Origin of the sequence: Streptomyces sp. NPDC005574 (assembly GCF_040605435.1) — a bacterium.
In the GTDB taxonomy this organism is placed as follows: Bacteria; Actinomycetota; Actinomycetes; order Streptomycetales; family Streptomycetaceae; genus Streptomyces.
The window spans coordinates 1-15,208 of the sequence record NZ_JBEXCW010000072.1 but is presented as its reverse complement, the minus strand read 5'-3'; the positions used below and the strand labels follow the sequence as shown (position 1 = coordinate 15,208).

Annotated in this window: 13 protein-coding genes, 1 rRNA gene, 1 pseudogene and 1 riboswitch; of the genes and pseudogenes, 3 read left to right on the top strand and 12 right to left on the bottom strand. The window is 70.0% G+C overall.

The annotated features are described in order from the left end of the window. The first annotated feature begins 107 nt into the window (after window positions 1-107). Both ABZT03_RS32135 and ABZT03_RS32130 read left to right on the top strand, forming a co-directional pair. Window positions 108-506, top strand: coding sequence for a helix-turn-helix transcriptional regulator (locus tag ABZT03_RS32135; RefSeq protein ID WP_356045952.1), 399 nt, complete (start codon window positions 108-110; stop codon window positions 504-506). A gap of 131 nt (window positions 507-637) precedes the next feature. Further along, window positions 638-1,058, top strand: a pseudogene (locus tag ABZT03_RS32130) (TOBE domain-containing protein). A 67-nt stretch (window positions 1,059-1,125) separates the two neighbouring features. On the opposite strand, the gene gcvP reads toward ABZT03_RS32130, so the two are convergent. Next, window positions 1,126-4,011: an aminomethyl-transferring glycine dehydrogenase gene (gene gcvP / locus ABZT03_RS32125; RefSeq protein WP_356045950.1), complete on the bottom strand. Its 2,886-nt coding sequence runs from the start codon at window positions 4,009-4,011 to the stop codon at window positions 1,126-1,128. A gap of 178 nt (window positions 4,012-4,189) precedes the next feature. After that, a riboswitch (glycine riboswitch) is annotated at window positions 4,190-4,284 on the bottom strand. Between the two features lie 114 nt (window positions 4,285-4,398). Between gcvP and ABZT03_RS32120 the strand changes: the two genes are divergently transcribed. Beyond that, window positions 4,399-4,770 (top strand): PRC-barrel domain-containing protein, encoded by a 372-nt coding sequence (locus ABZT03_RS32120; protein WP_356045949.1) that lies wholly within the window; start codon window positions 4,399-4,401, stop codon window positions 4,768-4,770. Here ABZT03_RS32120 and ABZT03_RS32115 read toward each other — a convergent pair. The 11 genes from ABZT03_RS32115 to rrf all read right to left on the bottom strand — a co-directional run. After that, window positions 4,692-6,200, bottom strand: a complete 1,509-nt coding sequence (locus ABZT03_RS32115) for a DNA polymerase IV (protein ID WP_356045947.1) — start codon at window positions 6,198-6,200, stop codon at window positions 4,692-4,694. The two genes, ABZT03_RS32120 and ABZT03_RS32115, sit on opposite strands and share 79 nt — an antisense overlap. An 89-nt stretch (window positions 6,201-6,289) precedes the next feature. After that, window positions 6,290-6,934, bottom strand: coding sequence for a MerR family transcriptional regulator (locus ABZT03_RS32110; RefSeq protein WP_356045945.1), 645 nt, complete (start codon window positions 6,932-6,934; stop codon window positions 6,290-6,292). Window positions 6,935-7,196: 262 nt separating this feature from the next. After that, a complete protein-coding gene (locus ABZT03_RS32105; RefSeq protein ID WP_356045943.1) occupies window positions 7,197-7,670 on the bottom strand; it encodes a bifunctional nuclease family protein in 474 nt (157 codons plus the stop codon). Window positions 7,671-7,754: 84 nt separating this feature from the next. Next, complete coding sequence (locus ABZT03_RS32100; protein WP_356045941.1) at window positions 7,755-8,498, bottom strand: MerR family transcriptional regulator; 744 nt, start codon at window positions 8,496-8,498, stop codon at window positions 7,755-7,757. A gap of 43 nt (window positions 8,499-8,541) precedes the next feature. Further along, complete coding sequence (locus ABZT03_RS32095; protein ID WP_356045939.1) at window positions 8,542-9,501, bottom strand: FHA domain-containing protein; 960 nt, start codon at window positions 9,499-9,501, stop codon at window positions 8,542-8,544. A 61-nt stretch (window positions 9,502-9,562) separates the two neighbouring features. Beyond that, window positions 9,563-10,447: a DUF881 domain-containing protein gene (locus tag ABZT03_RS32090; protein WP_356045937.1), complete on the bottom strand. Its 885-nt coding sequence runs from the start codon at window positions 10,445-10,447 to the stop codon at window positions 9,563-9,565. Window positions 10,448-10,452: 5 nt separating this feature from the next. Continuing rightward, the gene (locus tag ABZT03_RS32085) at window positions 10,453-10,785 is read right to left on the bottom strand and encodes a small basic family protein (RefSeq protein WP_006134295.1); all 333 of its coding nucleotides are present in this window, start codon (window positions 10,783-10,785) and stop codon (window positions 10,453-10,455) included. Next, window positions 10,782-11,618 carry a DUF881 domain-containing protein gene (locus tag ABZT03_RS32080; protein ID WP_356045991.1) on the bottom strand — a complete coding sequence of 279 codons (837 nt, stop codon included), beginning with the start codon at window positions 11,616-11,618 and terminating at the stop codon, window positions 10,782-10,784. The genes ABZT03_RS32085 and ABZT03_RS32080 overlap by 4 nt, the downstream gene beginning before the upstream one ends. A 167-nt stretch (window positions 11,619-11,785) precedes the next feature. Further along, on the bottom strand, window positions 11,786-14,281 hold the full coding sequence (locus ABZT03_RS32075; RefSeq protein ID WP_356045934.1) for a mannose-1-phosphate guanyltransferase: 2,496 nt from the start codon (window positions 14,279-14,281) through the stop codon (window positions 11,786-11,788). Window positions 14,282-14,395: 114 nt separating this feature from the next. Next, window positions 14,396-15,004: a CDP-alcohol phosphatidyltransferase family protein gene (locus tag ABZT03_RS32070; RefSeq protein ID WP_356045932.1), complete on the bottom strand. Its 609-nt coding sequence runs from the start codon at window positions 15,002-15,004 to the stop codon at window positions 14,396-14,398. 109 nt (window positions 15,005-15,113) lie between these two features. Next, window positions 15,114-15,208 (bottom strand): 5S ribosomal RNA (gene rrf, locus ABZT03_RS32065); the annotation flags it as partial.

The window sequence follows — 15,208 nt, the reverse complement described above, 5'->3', positions numbered from 1 at the left end:
CGGCCGTACACCCGCCGGCACCGCAGCGCCCCGTCGGGGCGCGCGGCGCGCCCCGCCCGCCGACCCCCCGCCCGTCGCACCGGTCCGCAGCCCCTATCGTGATCGCCATGCAGTCCTACACGATCGGCCAGGCGGCGCGGCTGCTCGGCGTGAGCCCGGACACCGCCCGGCGCTGGGCGGACGCGGGCCGGGTGGCGACCCGGCGCGACGAGGGCGGGCGGCGCGTCATCGAGGGCCGGGACCTGGCCGCGTTCTCCGTCGAGTTGGCCAGGACCGGCGGCGGCGAGGACGAGGCCGTCTCCCACACCTCCGTGCGCAACGCCTTCCCCGGCATCGTCACCGCGATCAAGCTCGGCGACGTGGCGGCCCAGGTCGAGATCCAGGCCGGGCCGCACCGCCTGGTCTCCCTGCTGACCCGGGAGGCCGTGGAGGAACTGGGCCTGGAGGTCGGCATGGAGGCCACCGCCCGCGTGAAGTCGACGAACGTGCACATCGACCGCGTCTGACCGGCGCCCGGAACGCCGGAGGGTGACGCGGACCCGCGCGTCCCGAGCGGCCGACACCTCCGCGACTACCGTGGAAACCTCCCCAGGACTTTCCCGCAGGGGCATCCCCCACCGTCAGCGAGGCGCACTCCATGAGCCTGAGCATCCGCAACCAGCTCCCCGGCACGGTCACCGTCATCACCCCCGGCGAGGTCCTGGCCGCCGTCCGGGTCAGCCTCGCCGGTGGCCAGGACCTCACCGCGGCGATCACCCGGGAGGCTGTCGAGGAACTCGGACTCGCCCCCGGAACGGCCGTACGGGCCCTGGTGAAGTCGACGGAGGTCGCACTCGCCACCGGCCGGGGTCGAGGGTCTCTCGATCCGCAACCGGCTGCCCGGCACCGTCCGGGACATCGCGACCGGTGGGGCCATGGCCTCGGTGAAGGTCACCGTCGAGGGCGGCGAGCTGACCGCCGCGATCACCGCGGACGCCGTCGCGGACCTGGGTCTGACCGCCGGGACGCCCGTGGTCGCCCTGATCAAGTCGACCGAGCTCTCCCTCGCGACCGGGTGAAGCGCGAAGGGCTCCGCCCGGGCCGCTGTGGCCCGGGCGGAGCCCTTCACCTGCCGGGAACTGGAACTCAGTCCTCGTACGCGTCCAGCGGCGGGCAGGAGCAGACCAGGTTGCGGTCGCCGAATGCCTGGTCGATCCGGCGCACCGGCGGCCAGTACTTGTCCGCGGCCGAGACGCCGGCCGGGAACACGGCCTCCGCGCGCGTGTAGGCGTGCTCCCAGTCGCCGCCCAGCGCGGCGGCGGTGTGCGGGGCGTTGCGCAACGGGTTGTCCTCCGCCGGCCACTCCCCCGCGCCGACCTTCTCGATCTCCGCACGAATGGCGATCATCGCCTCGCAGAACCGGTCGATCTCGATCAGGTCCTCGGACTCGGTCGGCTCGATCATCAGCGTCCCGGCGACCGGGAACGACATCGTCGGCGCGTGGAAGCCGTAGTCGATCAGCCGCTTTGCCACGTCGTCGACGCTGACGCCGGTCGCCTTGGTCAGCGGACGCAGGTCGATGATGCACTCGTGCGCGACCAGGCCGCCGGGACCGGTGTAGAGCACCGGGTAGTGCGGTTCGAGCCGCTTGGCGATGTAGTTGGCGCTGAGCACGGCCACCTGCGTGGCCCGCTTGAGCCCCTCGCCGCCCATGAGGCGGACGTACGCCCACGAGATCGGCAGGATGCCCGCCGAACCCCACGGGGCGGCGGAGACGGGGCCGACCCCGGTCTCCGGGCCGGCGGCCGGCTGGAGCGGGTGGTTGGGCAGGTACGGCGCCAGGTGGGCGCGCACCCCGACCGGGCCGACGCCCGGACCGCCGCCGCCGTGCGGGATGCAGAACGTCTTGTGCAGGTTGAGGTGCGAGACGTCACCGCCGAAGTGCCCGGGCTTGGCCAGCCCCACCAGGGCGTTGAGGTTGGCGCCGTCGACGTAGACCTGCCCGCCGGCCTCGTGCACCTGGGCGCAGATGTCGGCGACGTGCTCCTCGAACACCCCGTGCGTCGACGGGTAGGTGATCATCAGCACGGACAGCTCGTCGCGGTACCGCTCGATCTTGGCCCGCAGGTCCGCCACGTCGATCTCGCCGTCCTCGGCGGTCTTCACGACGACGACCTTCATACCGGCCATCACGGCGCTGGCGGCGTTCGTGCCGTGCGCGGAGGACGGGATCAGGCAGACGGTGCGCTGCTCGTCGCCGTTGGCGCGGTGGTATCCGCGTACGGCGAGCAGCCCGGCAAGCTCGCCCTGGGAACCGGCGTTGGGCTGGAGCGACACCTTGTCGTAGCCGGTGACCTCGGCGAGCCGGTCCTCCAGCTCACGGATGAGGGTCAGGTAGCCCGCCGCCTGCTCGACCGGCGCGAACGGGTGCAGCTGGCCGAACTCGGGCCAGGTGACGGGTTCCATCTCGGTGGTCGCGTTGAGCTTCATGGTGCAGGAGCCCAGCGGGATCATGCCCCGGTCGAGCGCGTAGTCCCGGTCGGCGAGCCGGCGCAGGTAGCGGAGCATCGCCGTCTCGGAGCGGTGCTCGTGGAAGACCGGGTGGGTGAGGTAGTCGTCGGTGCGCAGCAGCGTGTCCGGCAGGACCTCCGCCGTCGCCGCGTCCAGCGCCTCGATGTCGCCCTCGACCCCGAACGCGCTCCACACCGCGCCGACCTGGGCCCGCGCGGTGGTCTCGTCACAGGTGACCGCCACGTGGTCGGCGTCGACGAGGTACAGGTTGACGCCCCGGTCGCGGGCGGCGGAGACGACCTCCGCGGCACGGCCCGGCACCCGTGCGGTGACGGTGTCGAAGTAGGCGCCGTGCACGAGCTCGACCCCGCCGGCCTCCAGGCCGGCGGCGAGGATCGCGGCGTAGCGGTGGGTGCGCCGGGCGATGCCCTTGAGTCCCTCGGGCCCGTGGTAGACGGCGTACATGCCAGCCATCACGGCGAGCAGCACCTGGGCGGTGCAGATGTTACTGGTGGCCTTCTCACGGCGGATGTGCTGCTCGCGCGTCTGCAGGGCGAGCCGGTAGGCCTTGTGCCCGTCGGCGTCGACGGAGACACCCACGAGCCGGCCGGGCAGGCTCCGCGCGAAGCTCTCACGCACCGCCATGTAGCCGGCGTGCGGTCCGCCGAAGCCCATCGGCACGCCGAAGCGCTGCGTGGTGCCGACCGCGATGTCCGCGCCGAGCTCACCCGGCGACCGCAGCAGGGTGAGCGCGAGCAGGTCGGCGGCCACGGTGACGAGCGCGCCGAGCTCGTGCGCATGGTCGATGACCGGCTTGAGGTCCCGTACGGCACCGGAGGCGCCCGGGTACTGCAGCAGCACGCCGTTGATCTCACGCTCGGCGATCCCGGCCGGGATGCCCTCGCTCAGGTCGGCGACGACCACCTCGACGCCGGCCGGTTCGGCACGGGTCTCGATCACGGCGATGGTCTGGGGCAGGGCGTCCGCGTCGACCAGGAACAGGCCCTTCTTGTTCCGGCCCATGCGCCGGGACAGCGCCACCGCCTCGGCGGCCGCGGTGCCCTCGTCGAGCAGGGAGGCGCCGGAGGTGGGCAGCCCGGTCAGCTCGGCGACCATGGTCTGGAAGTTCAGCAGGGCTTCGAGCCGCCCCTGGGAGATCTCCGGCTGGTAGGGCGTGTAGGCCGTGTACCAGGCCGGGTTCTCCATGACGTTGCGCAGGATCACCGGCGGCGTGAAGGTCCCGTGGTACCCGAGCCCGATCATCGGGGCCAGGACCTGGTTGCGGTCGGCCAGCGTACGCAGCTCCGCCAGCACCTCGGCCTCGGTCCGGGCGCCCGGCAGGTCCAGGGCGTCGGCGTTCTTGATCACATCCGGGACCGCGGCGGCCGTGAGCTCGTCGAGGGAGCCGTAACCGACCTGGGCGAGCATCTTGGCGCGGGCCTCGTGGTCGGGGCCGATGTGGCGCTGCTCGAAGGGGATTCCCTGTTCGAGTTCGGAGAGCGGAATGCGATGGGCGGTCATTGCGGAGGCCTCCTGGTCTGACGCGACCTTCGAGGGGTACCCCGGCGCGGGTACCCCGACGGCCTCCCCCTCTGTCATCTCGACCTGAGAGCTTCACCGGGGCGCCCGAGGGCACTCCCGGCTTTCACCGTCGGTGAGAACGGAGGCCGTCGGCCTCCGCCCTGCTTTCCAGAGTGACCTCGTCCGTGCGGTACGTGGGCCTGAGAGATTCCGGGGAGGATTTGCTCCTTCGGCGCCTCCATGATCTCTGGAGGACTCTCCCGCACGGGGTCAGCAGCCATCGCCAGCCTACCAGCGAGGTCAACGCGCCGACTTTCGAGTGGCCCCCAGGTGAAAAGTGCTCTTTTGTAGTGCTTACGGATGGGTTGCGACCACATGGAGGGACCCGTGCAGACCGACATCGATCCGCGCCACCTGATCGGCCGCAAGGCGTTCGACCGCGACGGGACCAAGATCGGCACGATCGACGAGGTCTACCTCGACGACGCGACCGGCGTACCGGAGTGGGCAGCCATACGGACCGGCCTGTTCAGCAGGGACGCGTTCGTGCCCCTGGAGCCCAGCAAGCTGATCGAGGGCACCCTGCACGTCCCCTTCGAACGCGCCCTCATCAAGGACGCCCCCGACTTCGGCGTCGGGCGCCACCTGTCACCGGAGCAGGAACTCCAGCTCTACCACCACTACGGCCTGGACGTGGCCGCGCCTCCGGCGTTCCCCGACCGCGACTTCGGCAAGCTCGCCGGGTCCGACGACTCCTGAGACACTTCGGCCCCCGGCCCGCCGGGTCTTCGCGCCCCGCCCGGAGCGGGCGAAGCGGACGGCACTGACGGAACGGACCGTACGGAAGCGTCAGGCGGCACGGACCGCACGAGGGGCAGCGGGTCCGCCGGCTCCAGGTCCGGGTCGTCGGTCCGGAAGGTCCGCACCCGCCCGGGCTGCGAGTCGGGCGTCTCGAACCGCACGGTGACCCTCCCCAGTCCGCTGCCCTGCACCCATCCGTGTCCGTACCCGGCGTGCCGTACGTCGTGACCCGCGGGCCACCGGCGTTCGGCCGGCGCCCGCTCCTCCTCGCCCGGCCGGTCCCCGCCCTCCTCCACCGGATCCTCCGTCAGCTCCCCCGCCGCCTGCGCGAACAGGTCCTCCTGCGTGTAGTCGGCGAGCCCGGAGACACCGACGCCCAGCAGCCGCACCCCGCCCGTGGTGTCCACCGAGTCCAGCAGCCGCGCCGCGGCCTCCCGGACCACCGCCGGGTCGTCGGTGGGCCCGCGCAGGGTCTCCGACCGGGTCAGCGTGGAGAAGTCGTACCGGCGCACCTTCAGCACGATCGTCCGCCCCGACAGCCCGGCCTCCCGCAGCCGCCGCACGCACCGGTCCGCCAGCCGCCGCACCTCCAGACCCACACGTGTCCGGTCGTGGATGTCCACGTCGTAGGTGTCCTCCACGGACACCGACTTCGCCTCCCGCTCGGCCACCACCGGCCGCTCGTCGTGCGCCAGCGCCATGGCGTACAACGCGTGCCCGTGGGACTTGCCCAGCAGCCGCACGAGTTCGTCCTCGCCGGCCTCGGCGATCTCGGCGACCGAGGTGATCCCGGCCCGCCGCAGATGGTCGCCCGTCGCCGGACCGACACCCGGCAGCGTCCGCACCGACAGCGGACCCAGCAGGGCCCGCTCGGTGCCCGGCTCGATCACCACCAGACCGTCCGGCTTGGCCTGCTCGGACGCGATCTTCGCGAGCATCTTGCAGGCCGCCAGCCCCACCGATCCGGTGAGCCCGGTGAAGGCCCGTATGTCCGCGCGCAGCCGCACGCCCACCAGCCGGGCCGAGGCCTCGTCCCAGGCCTCTTTGCCGGCCTCCAGGTCCACGAACGCCTCGTCCAGGCTGAGCGGCTCCACCAGCGGCGACAGCGCGCGCAGGAGCCCCATCACCTGCTCGCTGATGGACCGGTAGAACCCGAACCGCGGAACGAGATAGGCGGCGTTCGGAGCGAGCCGGCGCGCCTGGGCCATGGGCATCGCCGAATGGACACCGAACACCCGCGCCTCGTACGACGCGGTCGCCACCACCCCGCGCGGCCCCAGCCCCCCGACGACGACCGCCTTCCCGCGCAGGCTCGGCTTGGACGCCTGCTCCGCCGAGGCGAAGAAGGCATCCATGTCGAGATGCAGGATCGTGGGCGTGGTTCTCACAACTCCGATGCTGCCCTACGCCACTGACAATGCCGACTCGCCAGGGCGGGCCGCGGGGAGCGCATGCGGTCGGGGCGAGCGGGACGCGGTCAGACCGCCCGGTTGCGCCGCCGCGCCAGTTCGTCCGCGGGGTTGTGTCCCACGAGGGTCTCGCCGGTGTCGACGCGTTCGCCGTGCAGCTGGGAGAGAGCGCTCTCCACATCCCGCCACACCACGCCGACCGCGATACCGAACACGCCCTGTCCGCCCTGGAGCAGCGCGTGCACCTCGTCGGGCGAGGTGCACTCGTAGACCGAGGCGCCGTCGCTCATCAGGGTCATGCGCTCCAGGTCGCTGAAGCCCCGCTCCCTGAGGTGCTGGACCGCGGTGCGGATGTTCTGCAGGGACACCCCGGTGTCGAGAAAGCGCTTGACCACTTTCAGGACCACGACGTCCCGGAAGCTGTACAGCCGCTGTGTCCCCGACCCGTGCGCGGGCCGCACGCTCGGCTCGACGAGCCCGGTGCGCGCCCAGTAGTCCAGTTGCCGATAGGTGATACCGGCGGCCGCGCAGGCCGTCGGGCCCCGGTAGCCGATCTCCTCGGACGCCATGGACGTCGCCCCTCCGCTGCTCGGCACCGCCGCCGGTCGCTGCGAAGCGTGATCGGCCGCGCTGCTGTGAAGCGGGTACGGACCGCTCGCTCCGAGACTGCGTCCGGGAGCACCCCCAGCCGTACCGTCGCCGCTGCTTCTCACGCCGACCTCCGTCCTTGACCTGCCTTCTCGACGGTAGGCAGTCACCAGGGGTGCGTCAACGATCGCCACACTCGGCACGCCGAGTGATAATCACCCTAGGAGTGGTTTCCCGCACCCCACCGCGGGGAAAGGCTAGCCGAATGTGCCCGAAGCGGGCCGCAGGACGCTCTCACGCGCCACCGGCAAATGCCGGCATTTGAGGCGATGTCCACCACGGCCCGAGCCGAGCACCGGTCCGTCTCGAACAGTGCGTTCGCCGCGCTCACTGGCTGCTGGAGCCGAAGTCCTCGGGGGAGATCTGGTCGAGGAACTCGCGGAACTTCTCCACTTCGTCCTCCTGTTCGTCGGGGATGGCGATACCGGCGTCGTCGAGCACGCCGTCGCTCCCGTAGATCGGGGTCCCCGTGCGCAGGGCCAGCGCTATGGCGTCCGACGGACGCGCGCTCACCTCCACACCGCTCGCGAAGACCAGCTCCGCGTAGAAGACGCCGTCACGCAGGTCCGTGATGCGTACTTCCGTGAGCTCCTGCCCGACGGCCTCCAGCACGTCCTTGAACAGGTCGTGGGTCAGCGGTCGCGCGGGGGCCATGCCCTGCTGGGCGAAGGCGATGGCCGTCGCCTCCCCCGGTCCGATCCAGATGGGGAGGTAGCGGTCGCCTCCCACTTCACGCAGGAGCACGATCGGTTGGTTGGAGGGCATTTCGACCCGGACACCTACGACATCGAGCTCGTTCACACAGCAACCCTAGGCCGTGCCCGGGACGTTTGGGTAGTCGGGCCCGGATCGGGCGGCCGATCGGGCCTCCGCGCACCCGCCCCGTCAGGGCAGCCGCACACCGAGCGCGGTCTGCACCAATGCCGAGTGGAGCTTGACCGCGAGTCCCGCCAGTTCCCGGGTACGGGCCTCCGCGTGCACCCGGGTCTGCGGATTGCGGTGACGTCGCAGCGGAGCCACCACCTGGTCCACCAGACCGGCCTCACGGTCCGCGGCGGCCTTCATCACCCGCAGATGCCGCGGCTCGATCCCGAACCGCCCGAGCTCGGCGACCAGCGACGCCACCGTCACCGTCTCGGCGTCGTAGGCCCCGTCCGGCAGCGGTGCGATGAGTCCGTACGACTCCCACTCCTCGAGGTCCCGCTCGTCGATCCCGGCGGCGGCCAGCAGCTCGGCCCGCCCGATCCGGGCCGCGGTCGGCAGGTCGGCGGGCTCCAGGACGGCCTCACCGTCCCGCTGACGGCCCACGGTCGGCGGCGGCACCACGCCCACGTCGCCGCGCCCCGTCGCGTCCAGGTGCTCACGGATGACCTTGAGCGGCAGATAGTGGTCCCGCTGCATGCGCAGTACGTGGCCGAGGCGTTCGACGTCCTCGGCGCTGAACTTGCGATACCCCGACGGGGTGCGCCGCGGCTCGATGAGGCCCTCGGACTCCAGGAAGCGGATCTTGGAGATGGTCACTTCGGGGAACTCGTCGCGCAGCACGTTCAGCACCGTGCCGATGCTCATCAGCCCGCTGTCCGCGGCGGCGGCGCCGTGCCCGGCACCGCCGCTCGGTGTTTGCAGCATGGACCTTCCCTCGGGGTCCCCCCGGACGGAGCCCGGGAGAGGGTCAGTAGCCCCGCTGGCTCGCGTAGAACACCAGCCGGTACTTGCCGATCTGCACCTCGTCGCCGTTGGACAGAGCGACCTGGTCGATCCGTTCACGGTTGACGTAGGTGCCGTTCAGACTGCCCACGTCGGCCACCGTGAACGAACCGTCCGGACTGCGGCGGAACTCCACGTGCCGACGGGAGACCGTGACGTCGTCCAGGAAGATGTCGCTCTGCGGGTGGCGGCCGGCCGTGGTCAGCTCACCGTCCAGCAGGAAGCGGCTGCCCGAGTTGGGGCCCCGACGCACCACCAGGAGCGCCGACCCGAGAGGCAGCGCGTCGACGGCGGCCTGCGCCTCCGGGGAGAGCATCGGCATCTGAGTCTGTCCGGTGACCTCCGCGTCGTAGGCCTCCAGGCCCGAGATGGAGATCGTGGACGTGGTCTCCGACGGACGCTCCGGAACGGCGCCGGCCCGCAGGGGCGCGCCGCAGTTGGAACAGAACCGGCTGTTCTCCGCGTTGCGGTTGCCGCACCTCGTACACACCAGGGCCGACATCGACGGATCCTCCTGCCGCGGCTGCCCCGACGGGGCGTTGGACGCGTACGGGTCGGCGGAAAACCCTCCACCCGTACCTGAGGTTGACGGTTGCCCGAAACCTATGCCGCCGGACTGAGCAGGGTCAACAGACGGCGCACCCTGGCCTCCGGACGCGTCGCCGCCCTGACCGGAGAGCTGATCCCGGAACAGCGGGCGCTGCCCCTCCGCGTCAGGCTGTGCGCGATGACGAGCGGTCGCGTTGTCGCTGCCCTCTCGCGCGCTCTTGCCGAACAACTTCGCAAACAACTTCACGGGCGATTCCCCTTGACCGAAACAGACCCGCCCGTGGGGCAGGACGAACCCTGATTGAACACACCGGTCGACCCGGACATCCTCACAACGTCCGTAACCACCAGACAGTTTCCACCACGCACCACCCATTCGGTGCGCCGACCCCCCGCAACCTCATGCCCTCGCCGGACGACCGCCATGCACTTGCGGTTCACCGGGAGGACGACCGAGCGTAGTCAGGCCGCTTCGCAGCTCGCAAGGCGTCCACCACGATGTCGTCCGTCCGCACGACGCTCACCGTGGCCTGCTCCTTCTCAAGAGTCTGCACCACGCCTCCAGGGATGTTCAGCGCCGGCTCCAGGTCCTGCGGCTTGCCGATGACCTTGAAACGATACGGGGCGTTGATCTTGTTCCCGTCCACGCTGACGCCGCCGCCGGAGTCCGTCAGGTAGGTGCCGGCGACCACTCGCACGCTGTTCACCTGGATCGCCTCGGCACCCGCCGCACGTAGTTCCTGGATCGCGTCGAGCAGCATGTCGGCCTGGACCGTTCCCTTCGGGTCGGAGATGGTCATCGAGATGCCGGGACCCTGCGCGGCCACGGTGCCTGCCAGGATGCCGAGCTGCCTCTCCTTCTCGACCGTCTGCTTGCGGGCCTCCTCGGCCTGGTCGGAGCTGTTCTCCAGCTCGTCCCGCTGCTTCACGAGCCCCTGCTTCTCGTCTGCAAGACGCTGAGTGCGGTCGTCCAGTTCATCGAGGATGCGCACAAGATCTTCCTGGCGTGCGCCGCGCAGCGCGCTGTCGCTGTCACTGTTCGACGCCACCTGGACGGCCAGACCGAAGCCGAGGCCGAACAGCAGGACCGCGACGATGAGTTGGGCCCTGGAGGCCCGCGGCGGCCACAGTCCGTCCACCAGCCGCTGCCGCCCGGTGAGCTTCGGCTCCGGCTCGGGCGCGTCCACCTTCGCGGACACGGGCACGGGCCCGGTCGCCGGGACCTCCTCGGGCAGCTCCCGGCGCAGGCGGTTCCCCGGCGCTCCGGCGATCCCGTCCGTGCTGTCGTCGGACTTCTCGTTCTGGTTGCCGTTCTCGCTCATCGTCGTCACGCCCGGAACACGTGCCGGCGGATCGCCGCGGCGTTGGAGAAGATCCGGATCCCGAGGACCACGACCACGCCGGTCGACAGCTGAGCTCCCACGCCGAGCTTGTCGCCCAGGAACACGATCAGCGCGGCCACCACCACGTTGGACAGGAACGACACGACGAAGACCTTGTCGTCGAAGATGCCGTCGAGCATGGCCCGCAGACCGCCGAACACGGCGTCGAGCGCCGCGACGACGGCGATCGGGAGATACGGCTCGACGACCGCCGGAACCTCGGGCCGGACCAACAGGCCGGCCACCACTCCCACGATGAGGCCCAGTACGGCGATCACGATGTGCCCTTCTCGATTCTCGGCTGCGCTGTACGTACGATCACACTCGGTGCGGCGGGCAGCCGGAGGTCGCTCTCCACCGAGATGCCGGTCCGGATGCCGTAGTTCTCCTGCAGGGCATGCAGATACAGTCCGTCGGCGCTGTTCTGGAACCTGGTGCTCAGCTTTTTCCCGTCCCCCACGGCGAGCACCGTGTAGGGCGGTACCAGCGGCTTGTTGTCGACCAGTATCGCGTCACCCGCGGCCCTGACCGCGGACAGGGCCGTCAGCCGCTGCCCGTTGATGGACACGGCCTCCGCGCCCGACGCCCACAGTCCGTTGACCACGCGCTGCATGTCACGGTCGCGCACCCGTCCGGTGTCGGAGAAACCGGAGGTCTCGCGCGGGTCCCCGTCGCCGCCCGTCGTTGCTTCCTTGGCGTCGTTCACCACGAGTTTCACCCCGGGACCCTGCACTTCCGTGGCGCCCGACAGGATGCCGACCAGTGACGTCCCATCGGTGCCCCCGGACTGCCGGAGCGCCTCGCGCTGCCGCGCGCTCACGGTGTCACGCAGGGTGTCGACGGTCTTCTCGAGCCGGTCCGCCGCCTCGGTCTCACGGTCGATGCGGTCGATCAGCTCCTCGCGCTCCTTGGCGACGACGGGAGCCGCGACCCGGGCCTGTGCGGCGCCCACGGTCACCACCAGTGCCGCGAGCACCAGGCCGGCGGCCAGACCGAGCTTCGCGCTCAAGGTCTTCGGCAGGCCGCCCACGCCGTCGGCCTTCTTCCGGGCAGCGGCCTCTGCGTACCCGTCGTCGAGGCTGTGGTCCATGACGTTGGTCAGCAGCGACATGGAGGCGTCCGGGCGCGCGGGACGCGCGGGTCTGCTCCGAACGGGGGGCTGCTGCGGCATGCCGCACATCGTCGCACGTTGCGACCGGTACCTCCGAATGGCCCCACCGGCGTGCCGGACAGGCCCCCTTGGGGGCACTTGTCCGGCACGCGCGGGTGATCCGTGTTTCAGCGGCCGGCGCTGTCCACGACCGCCGCCCACTCGTCCAGCAGGGCCTGCGCGGAGGCGTCGTCCGGCCCCTCCGCCCACAGGTGGGTGACCGCTTCCGCGGGGTCGGGCAGCACCATCACCCAACGGCCGTCGGTCTCCACCACCCGCACTCCGTCGGTCGTGTCGACGAAGCGGTCTCCGGCCGCTTCCACGACCCGCCTCATCACCAGGCCCTTGACGGCCCACGGGGTCGCCAGGTCCCGCTTGAGGACGTGCGCCCGCGGGATGCGCGCGTCGATCTGGCTCAGCGTGAGCTGTGTGCGCGCCACCAGCCCGATCAGCCGGACGAAGGCCGCCGCACCGTCGAAGACGCTGCTGAACTCCGGGATGATGAAGCCACCCTTGCCGTCACCACCGAAGATCGTGGTCTCGTCCCGGCCGACCCGGGTGAGATCGTCGGGTGAGGTCGTCGTCCACTCCACCTGCGTCCCGTGGTACGCCGCCACCTGCTCGGCGATCCTCGTGGTGGTCACCGGCAGCGCCACCCGCCCACTGCGCCGCTCCGACGCCACCAGGTCGAGCATGACGAGCAGCGCGCGGTCGTCCTCAACGATCCGGCCCTTCTCGTCGACCAGCGAAAGCCGCTCGCCCACGGGGTCGAACCGCACACCGAACGCGGCCCGCGCGGACGCCACGATCTCGCCCAGCCGCACCAGACCCGACCGGCGCGCGTCGGTCGTCTCCGTCGGCCGGGACTCGTCCAGACCGGGGTTGATGGTCAGGGAGTCGACGCCGAGCTTGCCGAGCAGGCTGGGCAGGACCAGACCGGCGCTGCCGTTCGAGGCGTCGACGACGACCTTGAGCCCCGACTCGGAGATCCCGGTGATGTCGACGTTGCGCAGCAGCGACCCGGTGTACGAGTCGAAGACACTTGCCGGGAAGTGCAGGTCCCCGATCTCGCCCGGGAAGGCACGCCGGTACTCCTGGCGCGCGAAGACCCGGTCCAGCTTGCGCTGGCTGGCCTGCGACAGGTCGGCGCCCTGACTGTCAAAGAACATGATGTCGACCGAGTCCGGCACACCGGGAGTCGTACGGATCATGATGCCGCCGGCACTGCCGCGAGCGGTCTGCTGCCGGGCGACGGGCAGCGGTACATTCTCCAGGTCCCGTACGTCGATGGCGCTGGCCTGCAACGCCGAGATGACCGCGCGCTTCAGCGCACGGGCACCACGGGAGTGGTCGCGGGCCGTGGTGACGGTGGAGCCCTTCTTGAGCGTCGTCGCGTAGGCACCGGCCAGACGCACCGCCAGCTCCGGCGTGATCTCGACGTTCAGGATGCCGGAGACCCCGCGGGCGCCGAAGAGGTGTGCCTGGCCCCGGGACTCCCAGATGACCGACGTGTTCACGAACGCGCCGGCCTCGATGGTCTTGAACGGGTAGACCCGTACGTTGCCCTGCACGATCGATTCTTCACCGATCAGGCATTCGTCACCGATGACGGCGCCGTCCTCGATGCGCGCCGCCCGCATGATGTCGGTGTTCTTCCCGACGACGCATCCGCGCAGGTTGCTGTGCTGCCCGACGTACACGTTGTCGTGCAGGACCACCTTGTGCAGAAACGCGCCGCTCTTCACGACGACGTTGGAACCCACGACGGTGTGCTCACGGATCTCGGCGCCGGCTTCGACCTTGGCGTAGTCCCCGATGTAGAGGGGCCCGCGGAGCACGGCGTCGGGATGCACCTCGGCACCCTCGGCCACCCAGACGCCCGGAGAGATCTCGAACCCGTCGATCTCGACGTCGACCTTGCCCTCCAGGACGTCGGCCTGCGCCTTCACGTAGCTCTCGTGGGTACCGACGTCCTCCCAGTAGCCTTCCGCGATATAGCCGAAGACCGGCTTCCCCTCCTTCATCAACTGCGGGAAGACGTCACCGGACCAGTCGACGGGAACGTCGGGGTCGACGTAGTCGAAGACCTCGGGCTCCATCACGTAGATGCCGGTGTTCACGGTGTCGGAGAACACCTGGCCCCAGGTCGGCTTCTCGAGGAAGCGCTCGACCTTGCCCTCTTCGTCGACAATGGTGATGCCGAATTCCAGCGGATTGGGCACACGCGTCAGGCAGACCGTGACGAGCGCGCCCTTTTCCTTGTGGAAGTTGATGAGTTCGGTGAGGTCGAAGTCCGTCAGGGCATCGCCGGAGATGACGAGGAAGGCATCGTCCTTCAACGCCTGCTCGGCGTTCTTGACGCTTCCGGCGGTACCGAGTGGCTTCTCCTCGTTGGCATAGGTGAGCTCCATACCGAGCTCCTCGCCGTCACCGAAGTAGTTCTTGACCAGCGAGGCCAGGAACTGGACGGTGACGACGGTCTCGTTGAGCCCATGCCTTTTGAGCAGCCGCAGAACGTGCTCCATGATCGGCCGGTTGGCCACCGGCAGGAGCGGCTTGGGCATGCTCGAGGTCATGGGACGAAGGCGTGTGCCTTCGCCTCCGGCCATCACGACGGCCTTCATGTCGGAAGCGTCCTCCTCTGGAGACGAAGGTCCAGCCGACTGCACCCGTCCCTATTGTCCCGCACTTTTCCGCGGCGGGCCATCGAGCCCTCACGGGCGTATCAATGGGCGGGGTCAATCGGCCATGGCGTCCGCGCGGAGCAGCCGGCGGACTTGTACTACGTAGAGGACTCCTGCCCACCAGTACAGGGTTGTACCCCATCCAGCGAACGCCCATCCGAAAATAGCACCCAGTGACGAGAGCCACCCGCTTCCGTCACTGAGGAGGAGCAGCGGGAAGGCGTACATCAGGTTGAACGTGGCGGCCTTGCCCAGGAAGTTCACCTGCGGCGGCGGATAGCCGTGGCGTCGGAGGATGCCCACCATCACCAGCAGGACCAGCTCTCGCGCGACAAGTGCAGCGGTCAACCAGATGGGCAGAATCTCGCGCCAGGTCAGACCGACCAGGGTGGAAAGAATGTAAAGCCGGTCAGCTGCCGGGTCGAGGAGCCGGCCGAGGCTGCTGATCTGGTTCCAGCGACGCGCGAGCTTGCCGTCCAGGTAGTCGCTGATGCCGCTCAGCATCAGTACCAGCAGGGCCCAGGTGTCACTCTTGGGGCCACCGAACTCGGGCCTGAGGATCAGCCACAGGAAGAGCGGCACACCGAGGAGCCGCGCCATGCTGAGGATATTGGGGATGGTGAGCACCCGGTCCGTCTGGACGCGGGTCTCTTGGACCTCCACCCGGGGGCCTCCTGTGGGAAATGTGCCGACGATGCCCCCTGACCCTACCTCAACGCAAAAAAGCTCCGGTTCCTGGGCTGCATGCCCAAGAACCGGAGCTCTAAAAGGAGTTCGGCGGTGTCCTACTCTCCCACAGGGTCCCCCCTGCAGTACCATCGGCGCTGTAAGGCTTAGCTTCCGGGTTCGGAATGTAACCGGGCGTTT